This is a genomic window from Natronorubrum marinum (assembly GCF_052040125.1).
In the GTDB taxonomy this organism is placed as follows: domain Archaea; phylum Halobacteriota; class Halobacteria; order Halobacteriales; family Natrialbaceae; genus Natronorubrum.
Window position 1 is genome coordinate 362021 of sequence record NZ_JBPPFV010000003.1, and the last position, 22067, is coordinate 384087.

The 22067-nt window shown below is 64.4% G+C and carries 22 protein-coding genes; 13 read left to right on the forward strand and 9 right to left on the reverse strand.

Translation table 11 applies throughout. The features are described 5' to 3' along the window. Window positions 1–62 precede the first annotated feature (62 nt). The 3 genes from ACSFC5_RS18035 to ACSFC5_RS18045 all read left to right on the forward strand — a co-directional run bounded on the left by ACSFC5_RS18035 (window position 63) and on the right by ACSFC5_RS18045 (window position 1792). Window positions 63–893, forward strand: coding sequence for a CPBP family intramembrane glutamic endopeptidase (locus ACSFC5_RS18035; RefSeq protein ID WP_440766630.1), 831 nt, complete (start codon window positions 63–65; stop codon window positions 891–893). Between the two features lie 62 nt (window positions 894–955). Then, window positions 956–1477, forward strand: a complete 522-nt coding sequence (gene hjc, locus ACSFC5_RS18040; RefSeq protein WP_440766631.1) for a Holliday junction resolvase Hjc — start codon at window positions 956–958, stop codon at window positions 1475–1477. Window positions 1478–1645: 168 nt separating this feature from the next. Further along, window positions 1646–1792, forward strand: a complete 147-nt coding sequence (locus tag ACSFC5_RS18045) for a hypothetical protein (protein ID WP_440766632.1) — start codon at window positions 1646–1648, stop codon at window positions 1790–1792. Window positions 1793–1819: 27 nt separating this feature from the next. Here the strand turns inward: ACSFC5_RS18045 and ACSFC5_RS18050 are convergent, their stop codons facing one another. Continuing rightward, window positions 1820–3673, reverse strand: a complete 1854-nt coding sequence (locus tag ACSFC5_RS18050; protein ID WP_440766633.1) for an acyl-CoA dehydrogenase family protein — start codon at window positions 3671–3673, stop codon at window positions 1820–1822. A gap of 367 nt (window positions 3674–4040) precedes the next feature. Between ACSFC5_RS18050 and ACSFC5_RS18055 the strand changes: the two genes are divergently transcribed. Further along, window positions 4041–4457 (forward strand): hypothetical protein, encoded by a 417-nt coding sequence (locus ACSFC5_RS18055; protein ID WP_440766634.1) that lies wholly within the window; start codon window positions 4041–4043, stop codon window positions 4455–4457. 112 nt (window positions 4458–4569) lie between these two features. Here ACSFC5_RS18055 and ACSFC5_RS18060 read toward each other — a convergent pair whose 3' ends face one another. Continuing rightward, window positions 4570–5196, reverse strand: a complete 627-nt coding sequence (locus tag ACSFC5_RS18060) for an SWIM zinc finger family protein (RefSeq protein WP_440766635.1) — start codon at window positions 5194–5196, stop codon at window positions 4570–4572. Window positions 5197–5614: 418 nt separating this feature from the next. Here ACSFC5_RS18060 and ACSFC5_RS18065 point away from each other — a divergent pair, with 418 nt between their 5' ends. Both ACSFC5_RS18065 and ACSFC5_RS18070 read left to right on the forward strand, forming a co-directional pair. Further along, entirely contained in the window at window positions 5615–5878 is a 264-nt protein-coding gene (locus ACSFC5_RS18065) for a DUF7472 family protein (protein ID WP_440766636.1), read from the forward strand. 80 nt (window positions 5879–5958) lie between these two features. Then, window positions 5959–6357, forward strand: coding sequence for a hypothetical protein (locus ACSFC5_RS18070; protein WP_440766637.1), 399 nt, complete (start codon window positions 5959–5961; stop codon window positions 6355–6357). Window positions 6358–6388: 31 nt separating this feature from the next. Here the strand turns inward: ACSFC5_RS18070 and priL are convergent, their stop codons facing one another. Beyond that, complete coding sequence (priL, locus tag ACSFC5_RS18075) at window positions 6389–7471, reverse strand: DNA primase regulatory subunit PriL (protein ID WP_440766638.1); 1083 nt, start codon at window positions 7469–7471, stop codon at window positions 6389–6391. 160 nt (window positions 7472–7631) lie between these two features. Between priL and ACSFC5_RS18080 the strand changes: the two genes are divergently transcribed. Further along, a complete protein-coding gene (locus ACSFC5_RS18080; RefSeq protein WP_440766639.1) occupies window positions 7632–8498 on the forward strand; it encodes an alpha/beta fold hydrolase in 867 nt (288 codons plus the stop codon). A 110-nt stretch (window positions 8499–8608) separates the two neighbouring features. Here ACSFC5_RS18080 and ACSFC5_RS18085 read toward each other — a convergent pair whose 3' ends face one another. The 3 genes from ACSFC5_RS18085 to ACSFC5_RS18095 all read right to left on the reverse strand — a co-directional run bounded on the left by ACSFC5_RS18085 (window position 8609) and on the right by ACSFC5_RS18095 (window position 10841). Continuing rightward, window positions 8609–8932: a HalOD1 output domain-containing protein gene (locus ACSFC5_RS18085; RefSeq protein ID WP_440766640.1), complete on the reverse strand. Its 324-nt coding sequence runs from the start codon at window positions 8930–8932 to the stop codon at window positions 8609–8611. A gap of 382 nt (window positions 8933–9314) precedes the next feature. Beyond that, the gene (locus tag ACSFC5_RS18090) at window positions 9315–9995 is read right to left on the reverse strand and encodes a helix-turn-helix domain-containing protein (protein ID WP_440766641.1); all 681 of its coding nucleotides are present in this window, start codon (window positions 9993–9995) and stop codon (window positions 9315–9317) included. A 102-nt stretch (window positions 9996–10097) separates the two neighbouring features. Beyond that, the gene (locus ACSFC5_RS18095) at window positions 10098–10841 is read right to left on the reverse strand and encodes a DNA polymerase sliding clamp (protein WP_090307936.1); all 744 of its coding nucleotides are present in this window, start codon (window positions 10839–10841) and stop codon (window positions 10098–10100) included. Between the two features lie 224 nt (window positions 10842–11065). On the opposite strand from ACSFC5_RS18095, the gene ACSFC5_RS18100 reads away from it, so the two are divergent. Continuing rightward, on the forward strand, window positions 11066–12241 hold the full coding sequence (locus tag ACSFC5_RS18100) for a sugar phosphate nucleotidyltransferase (RefSeq protein WP_440766642.1): 1176 nt from the start codon (window positions 11066–11068) through the stop codon (window positions 12239–12241). Then, the gene (glmS, locus tag ACSFC5_RS18105) at window positions 12241–14124 is read left to right on the forward strand and encodes a glutamine--fructose-6-phosphate transaminase (isomerizing) (protein ID WP_440766643.1); all 1884 of its coding nucleotides are present in this window, start codon (window positions 12241–12243) and stop codon (window positions 14122–14124) included. Before ACSFC5_RS18100 ends, glmS begins: the two co-directional genes overlap by 1 nt. A gap of 112 nt (window positions 14125–14236) precedes the next feature. On the opposite strand, the gene ACSFC5_RS18110 is transcribed toward glmS, so the two are convergent. Further along, window positions 14237–15679 (reverse strand): response regulator, encoded by a 1443-nt coding sequence (locus tag ACSFC5_RS18110; protein WP_440766644.1) that lies wholly within the window; start codon window positions 15677–15679, stop codon window positions 14237–14239. A gap of 183 nt (window positions 15680–15862) precedes the next feature. On the opposite strand from ACSFC5_RS18110, the gene ACSFC5_RS18115 reads away from it, so the two are divergent. Genes ACSFC5_RS18115 through ACSFC5_RS18130 form a run of 4 tightly spaced genes read left to right on the forward strand, consistent with a single transcriptional unit; the run spans window position 15863 to window position 19720 of the window. Then, on the forward strand, window positions 15863–16873 hold the full coding sequence (locus tag ACSFC5_RS18115; RefSeq protein WP_440766645.1) for a hypothetical protein: 1011 nt from the start codon (window positions 15863–15865) through the stop codon (window positions 16871–16873). After that, window positions 16870–17238, forward strand: coding sequence for a response regulator transcription factor (locus tag ACSFC5_RS18120; RefSeq protein WP_440766646.1), 369 nt, complete (start codon window positions 16870–16872; stop codon window positions 17236–17238). The genes ACSFC5_RS18115 and ACSFC5_RS18120 overlap by 4 nt, the downstream gene beginning before the upstream one ends. Then, the gene (locus ACSFC5_RS18125) at window positions 17238–18338 is read left to right on the forward strand and encodes a HEAT repeat domain-containing protein (protein ID WP_440766647.1); all 1101 of its coding nucleotides are present in this window, start codon (window positions 17238–17240) and stop codon (window positions 18336–18338) included. Before ACSFC5_RS18120 ends, ACSFC5_RS18125 begins: the two co-directional genes overlap by 1 nt. Beyond that, window positions 18329–19720 carry a glycosyltransferase family 2 protein gene (locus ACSFC5_RS18130; RefSeq protein WP_440766648.1) on the forward strand — a complete coding sequence of 464 codons (1392 nt, stop codon included), beginning with the start codon at window positions 18329–18331 and terminating at the stop codon, window positions 19718–19720. Before ACSFC5_RS18125 ends, ACSFC5_RS18130 begins: the two co-directional genes overlap by 10 nt. 92 nt (window positions 19721–19812) lie before the next feature. Here ACSFC5_RS18130 and ACSFC5_RS18135 read toward each other — a convergent pair whose 3' ends face one another. Together ACSFC5_RS18135 and ACSFC5_RS18140 are read right to left on the reverse strand one after the other, a co-directional pair. Continuing rightward, window positions 19813–20928: an ATP-binding response regulator gene (locus ACSFC5_RS18135; protein WP_440766649.1), complete on the reverse strand. Its 1116-nt coding sequence runs from the start codon at window positions 20926–20928 to the stop codon at window positions 19813–19815. 143 nt (window positions 20929–21071) lie between these two features. After that, window positions 21072–21965 carry a winged helix-turn-helix transcriptional regulator gene (locus ACSFC5_RS18140; protein WP_440766650.1) on the reverse strand — a complete coding sequence of 298 codons (894 nt, stop codon included), beginning with the start codon at window positions 21963–21965 and terminating at the stop codon, window positions 21072–21074. Window positions 21966–22067 lie beyond the last annotated feature (102 nt).

Below are 22067 nucleotides of genomic sequence, written 5' to 3' on the forward strand. Positions count from 1 at the left end.
GTCGCTTCCGGTACTGTCTCGAGAAAGGAACACCCAAGGAGGCCGACGCCGTAGTCGTCCGCATGGAAACGCCCTCGCACTCGGAACAGCGTGACGGTGCGCCGCTCCGATCGACGTTCGTCGCGATCGGATTGACGGTCTTCGGTCTCCTCATGGCGGAGTTCGCGACGCTTCCCGCCTTCCTGGTCGATCCCTCCCTGCTCGATGCCGTCATGGGTGGCTCGCTGGGCGATGCCTCGATGGGCGGTCGGACGCTGCTCTTGATGTTGAACTTCATCGGGATGGCGCTGGCCGGCGTGATCTACCTGTTCGCCACCGGTCGCGGACTGTCGTGGATCGATCTCCGCGTCCCGACTCGAAACGACTGGAAGTACCTGATCGCCGGCAGCGTCGGCGTCATCGCGTTCCTCTATGCGGTGAGTATCCTCTTTATGCTGCTCGACGTCCCCGCCGCGGAGAGCCAGGTAATGGATATCATCGGCGAGAACCAGACGATGATCCTGATCATGATCTTCATCGTCTTCTTCTTCAACGCTCCCGCCGAGGAGTTCCTCTTCCGGAACGTCATCCAGAAACGCCTCTACGAGGGGTTCTCTCGGACGAACGCGATCTTGGTGACGAGTCTGATCTTCGCGGCCGTCCACCTTCCGATGTACCTCCTCGCTGAAACGCTCGTCGCGACGCTCGCGTCGCTCACGATCATGTTCGGCGGATCGCTGATCTTCGGCTACCTCTACGCGAAAACCGACAACCTGCTGGTGCCGACGATCGCCCACGCCGTGCTTAACGCCTTTCAGTTCACGATGCTCTACCTCGCGATCGAGTTCGGCCTCGACGAGGCCGGGACCGCGCCGTCGCTGGTACTCGAGGCGCTCGCGATGATTCCGCTGTAGTCGCCCGATCAGTTTCGACGCGTTCTCCCTCCCTTTATTAGGGACGGCGGGTGAGAGCGTGTATGTCTCAGGCGAAGGGTGACAGACGCGAACGGGAACTCGTCAACGCGCTCGACGAGGCCGGGTTCGCGGTCATGCGCGCACCCGCGAGCGGTTCCGCGACGGAACGCGAACTGCCGGACGTCCTCGCGGGCGACGGCGAGCAGTTCTACGCGATCGAAGCGAAGTCGAGTTCGGGTGACCCCATCTATCTCACCGGCGAGGAAGTGGAGGCGCTGATTTATTTCTCCCAAAACTTCGGCGCGAAACCCCGCATCGGCGTCCGATTCGACCGCGAGGACTGGTACTTCTTCCACCCCGGCGACCTCTACGTCACCGACGGCGGCAACTACCGCGTCAAGAAGGAGACGGCCATCGCCGACGGCACCGACTTCGCCGAGTTCGTCGGCGAGAGCGAGAAGGTGACGCTCGCGGAGGTCGGCGACGATGCCGACGACGGGCCGGACGAAGACGTCCTCCGCGTGCTCAACGCCGTCGAGCAGGGCGTGATGGGCGTCGAAGAGGCCGCCGAACTGCTCGAGTGAACGGACCGGTCGAGTCGGGCTACTCCGGTCGACTGCGCCGTCCGTAACCGACCGACTGCAGGTGGGCGAACCTATTTGACTGTGTGTGTCGTTCACACACCCGTATCGACGCCGGACGAACGACACCGTTCGAGGTCCCGACCTCGAGATGCGACGGAGGCGTACGAGATGACACTCCCACCAGCCGAGCCGATGTTGGCGTTCGCAGCGGGGGCTTCGGCACTCTACCTGGCGGTCTGGTGGTTCTGGTGGAACGTGCTCGTCGATAACGGAGTCGAACTGCAGTACACGGAGGACGGCTCCGAACTCGATTGACGATACCTCGATCAGCGGCGGGGACGCTCAGTCGTCCGCCGCCATCTGCTCCGAGAGCGTTTCCGGGTCGACCGGCGCGCCCCTGACGATCGGTTCGAACGCCTCGAGCGCAGATCGGTCGCCGCTCACGATCCCTCTCGCGTCGGGGGTCTCGAGTTCGTTCGCGACGAACCGCTGGGCCACGAGCGCCATCCTCCCGTTTCCGTCGTCGAGTTCCGTCTGGGCCTCCTCGAGCAGGAGCGCGCTGGTGAAGACGTCGAAGACGTAGTGAGCGAGCCGTTTGGCCGAGAGCTGTGCGTACTCGCCGTCCGCGCCGGCCAGCGTCGCGAGCGCCCCCGCGAGGTCGTGGTACTCCGCTTCGACCGTCTCGGCGGCGTCCGCAAGCGCGGGATGGGTAACGGTCTCGAGTCGACCCTCGATCGCTTCGAATAGCGGCTCGTGAGCGTCCTCGCGCTCGAGCGCCCGCAGCACGTCCAGCGAGAGGATGTTCTCGGTGCCCTCCCAGATCGGCAGCACCTGCGCGTCACGGAGCAGCCGGTTGGTGACGAAGTCGTTCACGTAGCCGTTGCCGCCGTGGATCTCCATCCCGTAGGAAGCGGTGTCGACGGCCATCCGTGCCGTTCGGGCCTTGGCGATCGGCACCAGGAGTCTCATTAGGCGGTAGGTGTCCTCGGCGTCTGTGGCGCTCTCCGCCGATTTTGCGCCGCGTTCGGCCCGCTCCCGTTCCGACAACAGCCGTGCCGCCTCGAACGTGTACGCCATCGCCGCCTCGTGGTCGACGGCCATGTCGACCAGATCCGCTTGCATCAGCGGGTACTGGTCGATCGTCTCGCCGAACGCCTCGCGGTTCGCGGCGTAGATCTTGCTCTCGAGCAGCACGCGGCCGATGATTCCACAGGAGGCGGCGGCGTTCGAGAGCCGCTCGAGATTGAGCATCTCGGTCATCTGTTTGAACCCGTTCTCTTCCTCGCCGACCAGATACGCTTTCGCGCCGGTGAACTCGACCTCGCCGGTCGGGACGGCGATCGTCCCGAGCTTGTTCTTCAGCCGCCGGTAGAGCTGGTCGTTCACCTCGTCGGGCGAGAGCGGACCGTTCTCGAGTCGGTCGCCCTTCGTGTAGGGACCGTCACCGGCCTCGTCGGGGTCGGCGTGGGGGACGAGAAACATCGAGAGGCCCTGCGTGCCTTCGGGTGCGTCTTCCGTGCGGGCGAGCGCGAGGGTTCCCTCGGCGTCGATATTGGAGCAAAACCACTTCTCGCCGTAGAGACGCCAACACTCCGCCTCTTTGTCGTATTCGGCGCGGGTCTCGTTTGCCCCGACGTCGCTGCCGCCCTGTTTCTCGGTGAGGAACATCGCGCCCTCGATCAGGTCCTCGTAGGTTCGGCTGGTCAGCCCCTCGTAGTACGCCCCGAGGTCGCCGTCGTCGAACTTCTCGAGGACGAGCGCCGCGCCCGCAGTCATCGCCACCGGGCAGTCGAATCCGGGGTCGGCGTAACACAGCAGGTACTGCATCGCGAGGGTGTGCGAGAGCGGCATCGGCTCCTCGCGGCCTAGCGGGGCTTCGAACGAGTCGGCGACGATCCCCATCTCGTAGGCCAGCCGCTCGTTCTCGAGCTGTTCGGCGGGGTAGCGAACGCGGTTCTGGATCTCGCCGTGTTTGTCGTAGGGCTCGAGTTCCGGGCCGTGATCGTCGATGTAGTCGGCGTTGTCCGCGATGGTGTGGCCGACGATCTCGCCGAACTCGGAGAGCCGGGACTCGGCCCACTCGAACTCCGAATCGGTGTAGATTCGGCGCAGTTCACGCTCGAGGGCGCGATCGAGCTTCCAGTAGTTGACATGGCGTCCCTCCGCGAACTGGCCGTAGTCGATCCCGTCGCTCATAGCCTGATAGTTGTTGGCGCGTGTCAATAAAACGGCCGTGAGTCAACGGCCGATTCGTTTCCGATCGTTTACCGAGATGAGTGTCGCGTCTCGTCGCGGGTATCCGTCTGACGGGTTCGAAACGGCGATCTACTGCTCGGCTGATGATCCATCCCACATATCGTGACGGGGAGACATCTTCGATGAGTGTGGCAAGGGGTAACGTTTTTGTCTCGGTCGAGACTGCCCGAGAACTGCGTGTCGATCGTGGTGTGCATGGCTCACGTAGCGTGGTTGCCGGAAGGGCCTCCTTTGTAACGGGAGTTAGTTACGATTTTATACGAGCTTAGTTAGATTTAATATATGATAAAGCAAGTATTCACGTAGCATGCGACGACGAAAATATCTCTCAGTGACTGGACTTGTGGCCGTACTTCCGGGCTGTATTTCCGATAGTAGTACTGTTGAATTCAAACTACATCGAATATTGGTTATGAACCGTTTAGCGGAGGATATCGGCGTTACCGTGACAATAGAAGAAGATGAAGCGGTTGTCTATGAAAAAGAGCATCAAATCGAAGCGGCTGATGGCTCTTCTACGTCATCAGTTGAGATCAAAGAGGAGACGATGACCAAAGTAGGAGATTACACCGTCACTATCCATGTCGGTGATAGCGATAGTGGAGGTAGTGCCACGTTCAGTAGTGATGGAATCGAGGACATAGACGGTAACAAAATAGAATTAATTAGCACTGTAGATAATTTCGATGACGTACGTTTGTACGTTCAAACTACGGGAAATTAGCATATTCCGGATTTGTCTATCAACGGTCTACCGGTATCCCAGATGAAACATACACGTTCGGCGACTGTCCGACTGAGCGTACGACATCGACCTGAAACTGCTGAAGCGAACGCTACGCCGCCTTCTCGAGTCGCGTTCGCGGGAAGACGTAGACCTTCAGCGAGCCGGGGATAACGCCGTTCGTCGCGACGGTCGCGTGGGGGTAGACGGCGCCGACGACGGGGACGTCGGGCTCGTAGTTCTCGTTCGTCGCGTAGTCGGCGACGGAGCAGTCGGCCGCACCGATCTGAACCGCGTCGGCCCGCAGATCGGAGACGTCGACGACGGTGAGTCGGTCGCCCGTCTCGCGGTCGCGGACCGCGCTGCCCGGCCAGATCGCGTGTTCGTCGCAGTAGGCGGGCGCGTCCGCCACGTCCTCGTCGACGAAGACGGCGGTTCCGCAGTCGTGGCAGGGGACTGCAACCTCGCCCGGCGGCGGCGTTCTGCCGTCGGTGATCTCGATGGCGACCCGGCGGATGTGCTTGCAGCGAGCCTCCCGGAAGATGTGGTCCGGACAGGTGCAGCGTCCGCCCTCGAGGTCGACAAGGTAGGTGTGGTCGCTGGCGGATTCGACCTCGTAGAGGCCGTCGCCCAGCGAGAGGACGGACATCGCTTCGGTGCGAGCGCGGCGCGCCCGCGCCTCGAGGCGGTTGCTCGGCGGTACTGGCAGTGGTGTTTTCGGTGACGCTGTTGTGTTCATAGGTGCGTCGGAGCGATGCGATCAAGACGTGCTGATCGGCTTTGTTGTAGTCGGCTGGCTATTCGGAGATTCTAGGTGTTCGAGCGATATAACACGTTTGCCGGCAATTGCTGGCAGCTGCTTTATACGGGGTTCGACGGTCAACCCCTTCAGTTCGAGTGGAGAGTGGCTACTGAACTTCAACTATTCAGCGGGTACTTCGTCGTGAAACACATGCTCGTTATACGTGCAGAAGTACCTTTTTCCGCTTTGGGTTCGCTCGCTGCGCTCGGACCCACTCAGCGCAAAAATCTACGCTAAAAAGGCCGCTCGCTCCTGTTGACCGCTCGGCGGACCGGTGGGTCTCCGGTCGCCGTCCGAACTGCGCCGGCGCGCCCTTCGAAGCGCTTTTGCCCGGTCCGCCGAAACCAATCCGGTAATGCTCGAGCGTGAGCGAATCATCGAAATCGTCATTGCCGTCATCGCCGTCCTCCTGATGCTCGGCGCCATGATCGGTATCGGCTCCGAATACGGTTCCAACGGCCAAACCATGTCGGCCGACGGCGGGGAGATGCTCGTGATGGCCATCGTCGGCTTCATCCTCCTGTTGACGGCCGTCGGCATCACCCTCGCGTTCCTGTTGAACGACCCCGAGGACGGCCTCGAGGCGGACGACGACCCGGACGCCCAGAACGCAGCCTGAGTTGGCCGTCCACGCTGACCGATGGGCTGAGTCGCTGAATCTTCGGCATCTTTTTCACACTCTCCGAAATGACAGTACATATGAAAACTCCTGACACCAGTTCGGAGTCGCGAGCGGGGTCGGGGCGTCGTCTTCGGCGTCTCGCCATCGTTGCCGTCTTTGTGCTTCTCGGCTCGTCGCTGCTCGTACGGATGACCTCCGTCGTCGACCCGGTGCTCGCCGGCGGCGTGCTGGCTGTTCTGGCCGTGCTCGGCGTCGTCGTGGTGCTGTCGTCGGTCGGATCGAGCGCAGAGACGCACGGCGGTGACGAGAGCGGGGACGCCGACGACGGCGAGTCCGACGTCTGGGACGCGATACCCTCCTGGCAGTACGGGGGCCGACACGTCGAATCGGGTGGTCTCGCTCGTGGCGAACAGGAGCAGGCGTTACGGGACATTCAGCAACAGGCCGACGACCTGTCCGAGGAGCCCGAAAAATAGTCGCGCGCTCGGTAGCGTCGGTTCGTCCCGACTAATCTCCGCTCGCTTCCTGCCCCTCGTCGCCCTCGTCACGCCAGTCTTCGACCTCGTCGTCGTCGGCGTCGTCGATCCGTTCCTCGTAGTAGGCCATCGGATGCGGAATTCGTTCGCAGAGATCGTCCTTGTTCACGCAGTCGCCGTAGGACTGCATCGTCGCACAGGAGGGCGCGGAGTACTCCGTCGGCGAGGAGTCGCCGCGGATGTGGTCGGTCTGGTAGCGAGTCATCTCCTCGCCGAACGACGAGTTGACGCGGTAGAGGTCGACGATCTCGTCGGTCGACATCCCGATGTTCGCTAGGAAGGCGGTGATCGCGAAGCGAGAGTGGTGTGGGAGGTGTTCGCCCTTCTGAATCTGATCGAGCAGGGCCTTCATACACGGCGGGAACAGGTCCGGAACGACGGTGTCGATCTCCCGCGTGAGTTCGAGGTCGGCGAGCACTTCCCGAATCTCGGCTTCCTCGTCCTCGAGCGCCGTCGCGATGACCTCGGGAACGTCGAAGGGAAGCCCGTCCTCGATCCGACTCCGGATGGCCTCCTGAAGCAAGACGAGGAGTTCGGCCTCCGAGACCGGCACCTCGCCGTCGGCCAGTGCGCGGTTGACGAGTCGCCACTCGTCGTCCCAGCAGTCCTCCGCCAGCGGCAGGTAGGTTCCGACATCGATTCGGTAGCCGTCGGACGTCTCCCGGACGTCGTCGTGGAGGTCGAACTCCGAGAGGAGCGTCTCGAGGTCGAGCCCCGTCGATTCGACGCTTTTGAGTTCGGTCGTCTCCTCGAGGTCGGCCGTAAAGCGGTCGTAGGCCGTCGCGGCCTCGGCGCGGGCGTACTTGCGCACGAGGATGTTTTCCTCGACCATCGAGACGAGCACGCGCGCGACCGGGTAGGAGAGCAACTCGACGCGGGCCTCCCGCCGCGGTTGGCCGGTTTCGCCGTCCTCGAGGGCCGCCACGACGCGCTCCCGAGCGCGGTCGACGACCGCCTCGTCCTGCTCGACGACGGTGGCCAGATCGACGGCCTCCGTCGCCACCGCGTCGCGGGCGGCCTCGAGGAACGGGTACCGGGCGTGCAGTCGCTGCATCGGTAATGGGATGTTACTGCGCGGGGTTAAACCCGCTGATTGTTCGTCGGATCGCGGGGGGTGGTAACCGGCGATTGGATCGCTCGATCGCCGGCCACTCCCGGTGCTGACGGCGCAAACGAGGGTCGATTTCAAGGGGATCCGATACGTCACTCCGAGTATGCCACGGGCGCTACGCGACGGTGTGTCGATCTACTACGAGCGCGAGGAGAGCGAGGACGGCGGGACGCCCGTCGTCTTCGTGCAGGGACTGGGGTACGGCCGGTGGATGTGGCGGTGGCAGCGCGAGGCCGTCCGCGACAGCTACGACATGATCGCGCCGGACAACCGCGGGACGGGCCAGTCCGACACCGGGCTGCCGCCGATCCTCCCGCGGCTCCCCCGCAAACTCCGCGCGCCGCTCATCTTCAAACTGGCCGGCTACTCTATCGGCGGGCTCGCGGCCGACCTCGAAGCCGTCCTCGAGGACGCGGGCATTCGGGAAGCCCACATCGTCGGGGCGAGCATGGGCGGGATGATCGCTCAGCGCTACGCGATCGAGTACACTCGCGCGAAGACGCTCACGCTCTGTTGTACGAGTCACGGCGGTCCGGACGCGGTCCCGGTTCCCGAGGAAACGCAGGAGTTCATCTTCGACGTGCCGAAGGGGGCCACCGAGCGGGAGAAACTCCGTCATCGCATGCGTCCCGCGTTCAACGAGCGATTCACGAACCGAAACCCGCACCTGATGGACCGGATTCTCGAGTGGCGACTCGAGCAGGACGCCGCGGACCCGGCTCGCGAGGCCCAGGCCGCCGCCGTCCTGAAATTCGACGTCAGCGACCGCCTCGACAGCATTCGGGTGCCGACGCTGGTTCTCCACGGGACCGACGATCAGGTCGTCCCCGCGGCGAACGGAACGCTGCTCGAGGAGGCGATTCCGAACGCCCGACTCGAGCGGTTCGAGGGCGGTTCGCACCTGTTTTTCATCGAGGACGCCGCGGACGTAAACGAGGAACTGCTGGCGTTTCTCGACGAGCACGAGTAACTGCGCTCTCGCGGGAGTTCCGTTCGGCTACTTGAGGTCGGTCACCTGGGTTCCACCGAGTCGAGGGCCGGCTACCTGCGCCCCATCGGCTCGAGGGTCGGTGACTCGAGTTACGGCTCGGCCGCGACGGGACCCCGTCGGATTCGAATCTCGCCGTTGCTCTGTACGCCGATGTCGAACCCCTCGTAGGTGAACCACAGCTGGTGGACGCCAGCGTCGTCGCTTCGGCGGGCGTGCCGGACGAGCGAGTCGAGCGAGTCGGGTTCGACGGCCTCGTAGAGCGGGCTGAGCTCTACTGTCGCGTCGCCGGTGAGCGCGGCGACGGCCGTCACGATGGCTTCACTCGCCCGCTCGCCGGCGTCGGGATCGAACGTCGCGACGTATCGGAGTTCGGCTGCCTCTGAGGCGTCCGTCGGATCGTCTGCGGAGGGCATACGACGTCTACTCTGGAGAGACTGGTAGGTCGTATCCTTACTATGTAGTATCATTAAATAACGGTGCGTACACATCAGTTTGATACGATAGTTACAACTGGTGTACTTTCCACACCGTTTGCGGTTCTCGCTCACTCCGTTCGCTCACGGGTCGCTTGTGCTCCCCGTTCGCTATCCGCGGTTCTCGCTCACTCCGTTCGCTCACGGGTCGCTTGTGCTCCCCGTTCGCTATCCGCGGTTCTCGCTCACTCCGTTCGCTCCGAACCGCGTACGCTCCGAACCGCGTACGCTCCGAACCGCGTACGCTCCGAACCGCGCTCCTATTCCGCGTTCGGGCGTCCATCGACGTCCAGGGCTCCTATTAGAGTCTGGGGCGCGGTGACTACTCGGCCGAAAACGACGTTTGGCGTCGAGCCACCTGTTCGTCGATTCCGAACAGACGGGCGAGCAGGTTCCGGTGCCCGCGACGGAGCCGTCCCGCGAGCGACTGTCGGGTGATTCCCAGCTCGGTCGCGAGGTCGTCGAGCGTCGCCCGTCTGGGATCGTCGAAGTAGCCCCGTTCGAACGCCAACTCGAGCGCCTCGAGCTGTGCCAGCGTCAGTTCGGTGTTCGTCTTGCGGGACTCGAGCGGCTGGAGTCGGCGAACGGAGAGCCGAACATCGTTCGTCCGACACCGGGTCTGGAACCGTTTGATCGCGTCGTGGTCGTCCGCTCGGAGTTTGAACCGCCACTGGCTCCGTTTGCCGACCGCCGAGAGGAGTGTGATGTCCGAGTCGACGATCGCGTTGACGATGCCGTTGCCCGTCGGATCCCACGCGGCTCGAACGAGGAACGTCCCGTCGTCCAGTTCATCGACCAGCGTGAACGTCTCCGCGGGCGGCGACGCCTCGAGTGCGGCCGTGACGTCGTGTCGGTCCGCGCCGCCGATCCAGAGATAGGGAAACACTGCCCCGTTCGTCGGAACGATTCGCTCGAGTTCGACCGCCGCCTCCGGAACCGCCGAGAACAGCGAGCCGAGCGGAAACTCGTCGGCGGAGACGGTGAACTCGACGAGGATTGCCATTGAGCCACGCTGACGTGACGGCGCTCAATAAATCCGGTGATACAAGTAACGAATAGAAACACTCCCGTCGTAAGAACGATTTTCCTGCAAAACGGTGCGCGATCAGTCGCTCTGAATGCGCGGTGCGAGCATGTACGTGACTTGTCCCTGTCCCTCCGCAAAGCCGAAGTAGATTTTGACGGGGAACTCCTCGCCGAGATGGAGGGTGACCTCGGTATCGGACGGAATCGCCTTGTTCATGTCCTTGAGGTAGTCGAGCGAGAACAGCGAGTGGGCTGGCCCGACCTGCAGATCGATCAGGTCCTCCTGGGTGAGTTCGAGGTGGACGTCGTCGGTGTCGCCCTCCGCGTCGACGTAGAAGTATTCGTCCGCCTCCTTGACGCCGAGTGCGATGTGGTCGCTCACCATGTCAGCGGCTTTCACCGAGCGGTTGACGTCTTTCCCCTCCAGGATGACCTCCGCGGGCAGGTCGAGGTCCGGAATGTCCGGCTCCTGTCGGATGGAGTCGGGGTCGATGAGCGCGAGGGTGTACTCGAGCCCGTCGATCTGGATGTGGAGTTTGCGCGTCTCTTCGTCGAGTTCGAGCTGGACGAGCTGGCCGGATTCGGCCATGCCTGCGATGTCCTCGAGTCGCGAGAGGTCGACACCGATCAGCCCGCCGTCGGCTTCGTAGGATTCGAACGCCGCCGCATCGAGCGAGAGGTCGACCATCCCGACGTTAGCGGGGTCGACGGCTCGAATTTCGAGACCGTCTTCCTCGAGGTGGATCTTACACTCGTCGACCAGCACGCTCACCGAATCGAGCGCGCTGGTGAGCGTTGCCGCGCTCACGATGGCCTTGAACATATAGCTCGGGGTACGGACGGTTGCCATAAAAAGCCACCCTTTACGCGCGAGCGCGACACGGGCAAAGCGGCGAGTACCGCCGCATTGAAACCTCGAGTTTGTCGCTGAAACGGAGGCTGGCGTTGGGGGTCGTTTCGGAGCGATCCCCCGCTGGGTCCGGTACGTCGATCGTTATCGTGTCGTAAGGTGACACAAACGAAATACTGGGATATCTCCCGTTCGGTATGAGTTTTCCTTCTGCGGTCGTCCTCGCGGCGGGTGAGGGGACCCGGCTCAGGCCGTTGACTCGGAATCGACCCAAACCGATGCTCCCGGCGGGAACGAGGCCCATCCTCGAGCACGTCTTCGATCAGTTGATCGAGGCTGGAATCGACTCGATCACGGTCGTCGTCGGCTACCGTGGCGACCGAATTCGGTCCTACTTCGGCTCGAGCTATCGGGAGGCCGAACTCACATACGTTCGGCAGGATCGACAGCTCGGAACCGGCCACGCCCTCCGCACCGTGTCGTCGGTCGTCGACGGGACGACCCTCGTCGTCAATGGCGACCAGCTCGTGGACAGCCGACTTATCGACGACGTTATCGCTACGCACGACGGCGACGCCGCCGCAACGATCGGTCTCGTCAGGCGACAGGAGATCGGCGAGTACGGCGGCGCGATCCTCGAGGACGACGACACCGTCTCGGAGCTGGTCGAAAAGCCACAGGACAAGCGGGCGTACAAACTCAACGCCGGTGTCTACGCCGTCGAGCCGTCGATCTTCGACGCGATCCGTCGAACGGAGCCGACCGACGGCGAATCGTCGCTGGTCGACGCGGTCACGACGCTGATCGAAGACGGCGAGACGGTTCGCGGCACCGTCTCGGACAGCTACTGGCTCGACGCGACCTACCCGTGGGATCTGCTCGATCTCTCGAATGTGCTGTTCGACACCGGCGTGATCGGTGACGAGGTCGCCCCGTCCGCGACCGTCCACGACTCGGCGACGATCCGCTCGCCGGTGGTGATCGACCGCGACTGCGAGGTCGGTCCCGGGGCGGTCGTCGGCCCACACACCTGCCTCGGCGAGAACGCGACCGTCGGCTCGAACGCCGTCGTCGAGCGGAGCGTGATCGACGCCGACAGCCGTCTCGGCGACAACGCGACGGTCGTCGACTGCGTGACCGGCATCGGTGTCAACGTCGGCCACGCGTCCGTCGTTCCGGGCGGTCCTGGGGACGTTCGCGTCGGCGACCGGTTCTTCGAGGACGTGCCGATCGGGGTCTTACTCGCCGATCGGGTCACCGACCGCGGCGGCGTGACGTACGTCCCGGGGACCATCGTCGGGGCCACCGCGACGATCGCCGCCGGTACGACGGTCCGTGGTCGGATCGAGGACGAAACCGAGGTGCGTTCCTGATGTGCGGAATCATCGGCTACGCCGGCGGTGAGTCGGACGACACCGTCCTCGAGCGACTCCTTCACGGCTTATCGAACCTCGAGTACCGCGGCTACGACTCGGCCGGCATCGCGGTGGCGAACGCGCCGCTCGCGGTCGAAAAACGCCAGGGTGAGCTCTCGGAACTCGAGCGGGCGCTCGTCGACGACGATACGGGGTCCGACGAGAGCGCGGGTTCGGAGAGCTGGATCGGGAGCAACGCCGTCGACGCCGTCGACGGCTTCGACGGCCCGACCGGAATCGGCCACACGCGCTGGAGCACGCACGGTCCGCCGTCGGACGTCAACGCCCACCCGCACACGAGTCCCAACGGTTCGGTCGCCGTCGTTCACAACGGGATCATCGAGAACTACCGCGAACTCCGCGAGGAGCTGTCGGCGGTCGGCTACGAGTTCCGGAGCGATACCGACACCGAGGTCGTTCCCCACCTCATCGATCGAGAGCGCTCAGAGGGAGCCGACCGGTTTGCGGCGTTTCGCGCGGCGATCGCCCAACTCGAGGGAAGCTACGCGATCGCGGCGGTGTTTCCCGGCTGCGAGACGATCTTCGTCGCCCGACACGAGTCGCCGCTCGTTCTGGGGCTCGGCGAAGACGGCAACTTCCTCGCGAGCGACGTTCCCGCGTTCATCGAGTACACGAACAAGGTCCTCTACCTCGAGGACGGCGAGTTCGCCGCGGTCTCGCCCTCGTCGGTGACGGTTTCCGACGCGTCGGGCACCGTCGTCGAGAAGTCGATCGAGACGATCGACTGGGATCCGGAGGATGCCGGCAAGAGCGGCTACAACCACTACATGCGAAAGGAGATCACCGAACAGCCCCGAGCCATCCGGGACTGCCTGCGCGGTCGCATCGAAGAGCTGGGCGCTACCGTCTCGTTGCCCGAACTCGAGGGGACCGAGACGCCCTCTGCGGTCCAGTTCGTCGCCTGTGGAACGTCCTACCACGCGGGACTGTTCGGCGAGCGCTTGCTCCAGCGTCGCGGAATTCCCGCCCAGACGTTCGTCGCGAGCGAGTACGACGCCGCCGAGCTGCCCGTCGGCGAGGAGACGCTCGTCGTCGGCGTCACCCAGAGCGGCGAGACGGCCGACACGATGCGCGCGCTCCGCGGCGCGAACCGCGCCGGTGCCACGACGCTCGCGCTGACCAACGTCGTCGCCAGCTCCGCGGCGCGGGAGTGCGACCACGTGCTCTACATCCGCGCGGGCCCGGAGATCAGCGTCGCCGCGACGAAGTCGTTCGCCTCCCAGCAGGTCACCCTCTCGCTGCTCGCGACCGCGCTGGCCGAGACCGCCGATCCCTCCATTTCCGCGTCGCGAGAACACCTTCGCGAACTCCGTCGGCTCCCCGATCACATTCAGTCCGTACTCGACGATTCGAACGCCCAATCCGTCGCCGAGGAATTCCTCGAGTCCGACGCCTACTTCTTCATCGGTCGGGGGTACAACGCACCGGTCGCGCTCGAGGGGGCGTTGAAGCTCAAAGAGATCACGTACCGACACGCCGAGGGGTTCCCGGCTGGCGAGTTGAAACACGGGCCGCTGGCGCTGGTTACGGAGGCGACGCCGGTGTTCGCGATCGTCTCGGGCCGGGAGAAGACGGCGGCGACGATCGGAAACGTGACGGAGGTACAGGCCCGCGGGGCGCCGGTCGTCGCGGTGACCGATTCGCCGGAGACGGTCGGCAGCCACGCCGACTACGTCCTCGAGGTTCCCGAGACGCATCCGGCGGTGATGCCGATCGTCGCGAACGTTCAGCTCCAACTGGTCGCCTACTGGCTGGCCGACGCGCTGGATCGACCGATCGACAAGCCGCGGAACTTGGCAAAGAGCGTCACCGTCCTGTGATCGTACCGGTCGTGATCCGCGGCGATACCGATCGGACGGAGCGCTGTTCGTCAGTTCCGGCACAGTCGGAGGGCGGTCACGTTGTACCGGTACATCGGTACAGCAGACCGTCTCAGTCGGACTCGACGCCGGTGATCTCGAACCGGGCACCGCCCGTCGATCCCTCGCCGATCGAGACGTCCCAGCCGTGGGCGTCGACGATATCCTTGACGATTCGCAAGCCGAGACCGGTTCCCTCGCCGGTCGTATACCCCGGCTCGAAGATCACGTCCCGGTCCGTCGCCGGAACCCCGGAACCGTCGTCTTCGACGAAGAACCCGTCCTCGAGCGTCCCGACGGTCACGGTTACCGTCGGTTTCTCACCGTCGCGCCCCCCGGTCGTTCCGTGAACGAGCGAGTTCCCGAAGAGGTTCTCGAGCAGTTGGACGAGACGGGTTTCGTCGGCGCGGAGCGTCGTCCGCTCGTCGACCTCGATCTCGAGGGTTGAATCGACGTGTGAACTCGTGTTCCAGGCGGTGTCGGCGATCGCAGCCAGCGAGACGGATGCAGTTTCGGTGGCGACGGTCCCCGCTCGGGCCAGCGACAGCATGTCGTCGATCAACGTCCCCATCCGCTCGTGGGCCGCTTGGACGTCATCGAGATACGGAACGTCGTCGTCGATCTGTTCCCGGACTAGCTCGAGGTAGCCGGTCGCAATGACGAGCGGTCCGCGGAGATCGTGAGAGACGGTGCTCGCGAACTCGTTAAGCAGATCGTTCTGCCGATTGAGTCGCTCTTCGGCAAGCTTTCGACGCGTCACGTCCGTCTGGAAGCCGACGAAGTGCAGGCCTGACTCCCCGTTGCCACCGATCGGTGCGATCGTCACCTCGTTCCAGAACATCGTCCCGTCGCGCCGGTAGTTCCGGACGTCGACGGAAACCGGTTTCCGGGCGTCGATCGCCGCCCGCATCTCGTCGACGGGTTCCTGTCGCGTCCGCTCTCCCTGCAGAAACCGACAGTTGCGGCCGATGATAGCCGACTGCGTGTACCCGGTTAACTCGGTGAACGTTCGGTTCGCGTAGACGATCGGATTGTCCGCCTTCGAGGGATCGGTGATCGTGATTCCGACCGGGGCCTCGTCCATCGCCGAGTTCTTGCACTCGAGTTCCCGGTGGTTCCGGTACCCCGAGACGGCGTTCGTGATCTGGTTCGCGAGGAGTTCGTACTGGTTCGTTCCGCCCCCCTTCCTGAGGTAGTCGGTTACGCCCGCCGTAATTGCCTCGCTCGCGACCGCCTCGGAGCCGGAGCCGGTAAACAGGATCACCGGGAGGTTTTCGTCGAGTTCGCGGACGGCCTCTAACAGTTCGATGCCGTTCATCGTCGGCATCTCGTAGTCCGTCACGATACAGTCGTACCGCTGATCGTGAATCCGCTCGAGGGCGCTTTCGGGCACCTCCTCGGTGTCGACGACTAGTGAGTCAGTCGTCTTCTCGAGAACCGCGGCCGTAAGCCCGAGCAAGGCGGCGTCGTCGTCCACGCAGAGGACGCGGATCGGGCGGCCGGTCGGTACTGCCATACGATTCGTACGGTGCCAGCACGCTTGAACGTATGGTGCGAAAGCGGAATCGAATCGGTGGAGAGTCGTCGGCGGACGACGACCGATCGAGTGTCCGTTCGGCCCTGAGACGGAGACCGCGCGTTATCGTCCCCGTTTCGGGGTGGTGATTTATACGATCGGGCGGTGTTACTATGGCCATCTGTGACTTCCGAACCGACCGACGCCGAGGCGGCGTTTCAGTACGAACTCCGCCGCAGACTGGCCGTGGTTCACGCGACCGCTGAAACCATGCTCGAAGACCCCGAGGACTCGTTGACAGCCGACCAGCGTGAGTCCGTCGAGACGATCCTCGCCGCGTCGAACGAACTCTCGTCGCTCGTCGCCCACGATCCGGAGACCGTCGAACCGACGCTGGAGCCCGACGCGGACGGCGACGTGGCTGCACCCACGCCGAGCGTCGATGACCCCGACCGATCGGCGTCGATCGACCTCGTCCTCGAGTCGGGCTCGTTCGCCGACGTCCTCGTCGACCAACTCGAGCAGTCGGGATATGTTCCGACGGTCGTCTCGAGCGTCGACGACGTTCGATCGTCGGCCGACGGGGCCGACGCTGCCCGACACGTCGTCCTCGACTGGCACGCCTTACCGGAGCCGTCGATCGAGAGCCTCGCAGCCCTGTTCGACCGACTCGAGGCAGAGACGTCGATCGCGTTGCTCTCGGTCGTCGACGACGAGTCGATTCCGGCGCCGGTTCTCGGCGTCTCGGGACTGCTCTCGCCGCGGGCGTCGACGGAGACGGTCGCCGACGTCCTCGCGTCGATCCACCTTGATCCGGACGACGAGCCTCGGGTCGTCGTCGCGACGGTGGACGACGACGCGGCCGAGCGCCGTTCGATGGCGGAGACGCTCGAGGCGGTCGGCTGTACGGTCGACACCGTGTCGGTCTCGGAACTCCGGTCGTACGCCGATCGGGACGGGATCGATTGTGTCTTCCTCTCCGCCGACGGCGTCGACGCGATCGACGACGCGACGCTGCGTTCGTTGCGGACGCCCGAGACGTCGCTTCCGCTCCCCGTCGTCGTCGGTCCGACGCCGAAGGCCGACGATTGGCTGCCGGTCTGTGGCTCCCAGCGCTTCGTTCGTCGGCCGATCACCGCCCTCGAACTGGCCGGCGAGCTCCTCCTCGCGATCGATCCGGAGGCCGAATCATGAGCGGACACGTACTCGTCGTCGAGGACGACGAACAGATCTCGGAGATCCTCTCCTACCGGCTCGAAATCGCGGAATACGGGGTCACCGTGATCGACGACGGCGACGACTGTTGGTCGTATCTCGAGGAGACCGACGAGCTTCCGGACGCGATGTTGCTCGACGTCATGCTCCCCGGCACCGACGGGTTCGGCGTGCTCCGTCGACTCCAACGAGCGGAGCGGTACGACGGGCTGCCGGTGATCCTCATCACTGGCCGAGGGCTCGAGGACGACGTCATCCAGGGGTTCGAACTCGGGGCCGACGACTACATCGTGAAACCGTTCAGCCCCTCGGAAGTGGTCGCCAGACTCAACCGACTCCTCTGATGGTGTCGCCACTGCTCGTCGCGGCCGCCGCCGTCGCCGCCATCTGTCTCTTCGTCGCCGCGGTCACCCTTTTCCTCTCGGTGATCCGCTTCTGGCTCGACCAGCGCCGCGAGGCGATTCGTGCGGAACTGATGCCGGAACTGTTCGCCCGTCTCGAGCAACCCGACCCCGACTGGGCTGGCTGGTACGAGAGTCACTCCCGACTCGAGCGGTTCGTTATCCGGGACGTGGTCTCCCAGTACCTCCGCCGGCTTCGCGGCCACGAACGCCAGCAATTGCTGTCGCTCGCGACCGCGGTGGGCATCGACGACCGGGCGGATCGCTCGCTCGATTCGTGGCGACTCACGCGGCGACTCCGCGGGCTCATCTGGTTGAGCCTGCTCGAGCGACCGGTGTCGACCGATCGGCTGCGTGCGACCTGTCTCGACCACTCCACGACGCGTGCGGCCGCTGCACGGCTGCTCCTCGTTTGCGAGGGCGAGACCGCCGCGGACGACGGGACGTCGCTGCTCTGCTTTCGTAACGACGAGCGGCTGTCAGTGTTCGGTCTCGATACACTGTACCGACTCAATCGGGTCGACGCCTCGGCGCTGACGTCGAAGCTCATCATCGACGGCGAGTGGTGGGACGAGGAACTGCTGTTGCAGTCGCTGCTCGTGCTCGCACACTGCCGCCTCGAGCGCCGATCCGACCTCCTCGAGTGGCTCGGAGAACTGCTCGAACACGACTCACCGCAGGTTCGGGCCGCCGCGCTCGCCGCGTTCGAACGACAGGGCTGGAGTCCGGAGATTCGCGCCCGCGTCGACGTCGAAGGGGCGCTCTCGGACTCCGATCCGGGGGTTCGGACGGCGTGTTACGACCTGCTCGGGCGGTGGGGTGATCGCTCCTCGATCGAGTGGCTCCAGTACGCCGTCGTGACGGATCCGAACGAGCGCTGTCGGCTGACCGCGGCGCGGACGCTCACCAAAGCCGGTGCGGCGCTGCCGTCGGCGATCGACATCAACCCCGAAACCGAATCGGCCGAGGACGCGGCCGCGGCGATCGAGTGGGCGCGAGCCGAGTACAATCCACCACGGAGGGCCGCCGTCGGATGGTCGTAGCCGACCTGTTGTGGCTGGTCAGCCTCTTTTTCGTGGGCTACTTCGCCCTCGTTAACGGCAGCTATCTCTTCATCCATCTCGTCTCGTTCGTCGTCCTCCGGTGGAACATCCGTAACTGGCTGTTCAAGCCCACGTACGATCCGTACAGTTCCCCGTTCCTGCCGGGCATCGCCATCGTCGTCCCGGCGTACAACGAGGACGCGGTCATCGTCGAATCCGTTCGCTCGCTGCTCAACATCGAGTACCCTAACGTCGAGGTGATCGTTGTCAACGACGGTTCGAAAGACGGCACGCTCGAGGCGGTCACGAACGATTTCGATCTCGACCGCGTCGATGCTTCGGTCCCGTTTGATCTCCCCTGCGAGACGGTTCGCGACGTCTATCAGTCGACCGATCGCAACCTCTTCGTGATCGACAAAGAAAACGGGGGGAAAGCAGACGCGCTCAACGCCGGCATCTTCTTCACCGACCAGCCGCTGTTTTGCGCCATCGACGCCGACAGCATGGTCGAACGAACCGCGCTGCTCGAGGTCGCCGAACCGTTCCTCCAACACCCGACGAAAACGCTTGCGACGGGCGGAGCGGTCCGCGTCGTCAACGGCTGCGAGACCTCTCGAGGCATCATTACCGACGTCGGACTCTCGAAGAATCGGCTGGCAAACATTCAGGTCATCGAGTACCTCCGCGCGTTCCTCTCCGGTCGCATCGGACTCTCCGGCCTCGGGGGCCTGCTGATCATCTCCGGGGCGTTCGGACTCTTCCGAACGAGCGCCGTCCGCGAGATCGGCGGCTACTCGACGGAGACGATCACCGAGGATATGGAGCTCATCGTCCGACTCCACCGCCATTACGCCGATACCGACTACCGAATCGAGTTCGTCCCCTACCCCGTCGTCTGGACCGAAGTTCCCACGTCGCGGCAGGTCCTCGGCGCCCAGCGGATGCGCTGGTTCCAGGGGCTGCTCGAGACGCTGTGGCTCCACCGGTCGATGATCGGGCGCCGGGAGTACGGCATGATCGGGCTGTTTGCCCTGCCCTTTTTTCTGCTCGTCGAGGCGATCGGGCCGCTCATCGAGGGGGTCGGGTACGTCATCGTCCCGATCGCGTTCATCCTCGGCGTGTTGAACGCCCCCTTCTTCGTGCTCTTTCTGGCGATCGCGATCGGGATCGGGACGCTGCTCTCCTGGCTGAGCGTGCTGAACGAGGTGATCAGTTTCCGACGGTATCGGAATCCCAGAGACATCGCCGCCCTGCTCGGCTACGCCTTGCTCGAGCACTTCCCGTATCGACAGTGGAAATCCCTGATCTCGTGGATCGCGCTCGTCCGGTACCTGCGCGGCAACGCCGAGTGGGGCGAGATGGTTCGGATCGGATTCGATTGATCGCCTGGATCATACGGGCTGCTGTACCGGTTTATCGGTGCGACCGCGGGGATGATGGCGGTTGCACCGAAAATGACGTACAGTAGTCCGTATCACGTCGGGGCTCGAAGGTGCACTCGAATGGTGGTTCCCGACTCGCCGTCTCCCCCTTCCTCGATCTCCAGACGACCGTCGTAGCGGTCGACGAACGTTCGCACGAGATAGAGTCCGATGTCGGAGCCGTTTCCGGCGTGGCCGCGGTCGGCGACCCGTTCGCGACCGGCCGGCGGGAGTTCGGCGTCGGTGTCGGACACCGCCAGTTCGACGGCCCGGTCCGCGTCGCGGTCGAACCGAACGAAAACCTGGATTTCGCCGTCCGCTCCGTCGTCGGGGGCGACCGCACTCTGCAGCAAGTTCCGGACGACGATATTGAGGAACCGATCGGCCCGAACCGGGCTCTCACCGTCAGGCCGGTCGAGCGTCACCTCGTACTCGTTCCGGCTCTCGAGTCGCTCGATCTCTTCCTCGAGGACGAAGTTGAGGTCCACCGCCGTCAGCGCCGGCTGTGACTCCTCGAGGGCCTGTACCGTCGCGCCGACGGACTCGGTGAGTTCGACGATTCGTTCGCCCGCCTCGACGATTCGCGAGACGGTTCGCTCCTCCTCGGGGCCGGACGGCTCGAGCTCTGCCGCCCACCCGAGGACGATGGTCGCGTCGTCTCTGATCTCCTGGCGGACCAGCCAGTGTAACACCGCGAGCTCCCGGCGCTGACGCTCGAGTTCACCGGTTCGACTGCGCCGTTCGATGGCGTACGCGACGGTCTGGGACAGCAACCGGGGCGTGACGTGCTCTTTCATCAGATAGTCCTGTGCCCCGCGTTCGACCGCTTCCCGGCCGATCGTGGCGTCGTTCATGCCGGTCAGCACGACGACCGGCGTCTCTGTGACGACCTCGAGGACCGCGTTCAGCGTCTCGAGTCCGCTCGAATCCGGCAGGTTCAGATCGAGCAACACGAGGGCGAACGGTTCGGACGCCTCCTTGAGCGCCGTTCGACCGCCTTCGAGCGTTTCGGCAGTCTCGATGGTGACGGCCGGCTCGTCCGATCCGTCGGACGGGCTCTCGCCCCAGTAGTCGGTGTGCTGGCGGAGCATCGTTCGGTACAGCCGCGCCTGCAGATCGTCGTCCTCGACGAGCAACACCCGCCGACCGTCGACCGCTCTCGTCGTCATAGCATCCCCACCACGTGGAGTCTCAAAAACAGCTTGGCTCCGTGTCGGCGGCAGAGACCGCTGGTCCCGCTCCAAGCGTCGACTACTGACCGAAATCGAACGCTACTGCATGTTTTCCTCAGCAGTTCAGGCCTGGGTGACCACTAGTTCCGGTCGTCGTCCGTCGTCGACTCCGATTCGTCCTCGCGCTCGAGGAGGCGTCGCCACGGCTCACGAGCCGCCGTCGCCGCCGCCCGTTGGGTCTCGAGCGCGTCTAGTTCCGCTCTGGCCCGTCGATACGGCTCGGTCGATTTAGCGGCCGAGCCGAGATGCGTCTCGAGGAACGCGAGCCGATGGGCGCGCGCCTCGACGTCACGGGCGACCGGCGCGACGGTGTTGAGCCGGTTCAGTTCCTCGATCACGTCGATCAGCTCCGCTTTCGCGATCGGCTTTCGTAACAGCCGATCGGCCGGAATGGAGACGTCGTCCGGCGATACCTGTTTCGAGGTCAGAATTGCGACCGGCGTTCGCTGGCCGGCGTTCGCGACGGAAGCCACGATTTCCTCGCCGGAGAGCCCCGGCATCGCCCGGTCGAGGATCGCGACGTCGACGGACTCGTCGAGCAGGGCCAGCGCCTCGCGACCGTCGGCGGCCGTCACGACGTCGTAGTCGGCCGCGAGCCACACCGAGTAGAGCTCGAGCAGTCGCCGTTCATCGTCGGCCAGCAACACCGTCGGCGCCCCGGTTCCCACGACGTGGGTCGCGTCCCAGTCGGCCATCGACTCGAGGATCGTGTACAGCTCTCGGCCGGCGGCGGTAAGCTCGTACTCGACGCGACGGGGCTGTTCCTGCACGACGTCCCGCGAGACGACGCCGTGTTCCCGCAGGTCCTCGAGGTTGTCCGAGAGCACTTTGTTCGAGATTCCCTCGAGCTTACGCTTGCACTCCCCGAACCCCAGCCGGCCCTCGGTGGCGAGCGCGACGATCAACCGTGGTTTCCACTTCGTGCCGAGGATCGAGCCCGCGATCGTCTGTGCCGGATTCGGTGTCTGTGTCATGTTTCTTCTGCTCTCTCGCTCGTGCTGTCGTGTCCATACTAGCGCCGCGAGGATAAACGGGACGCTCCGATGGGTCTCGAGGTGCTGGTAACCTCGAGGTAA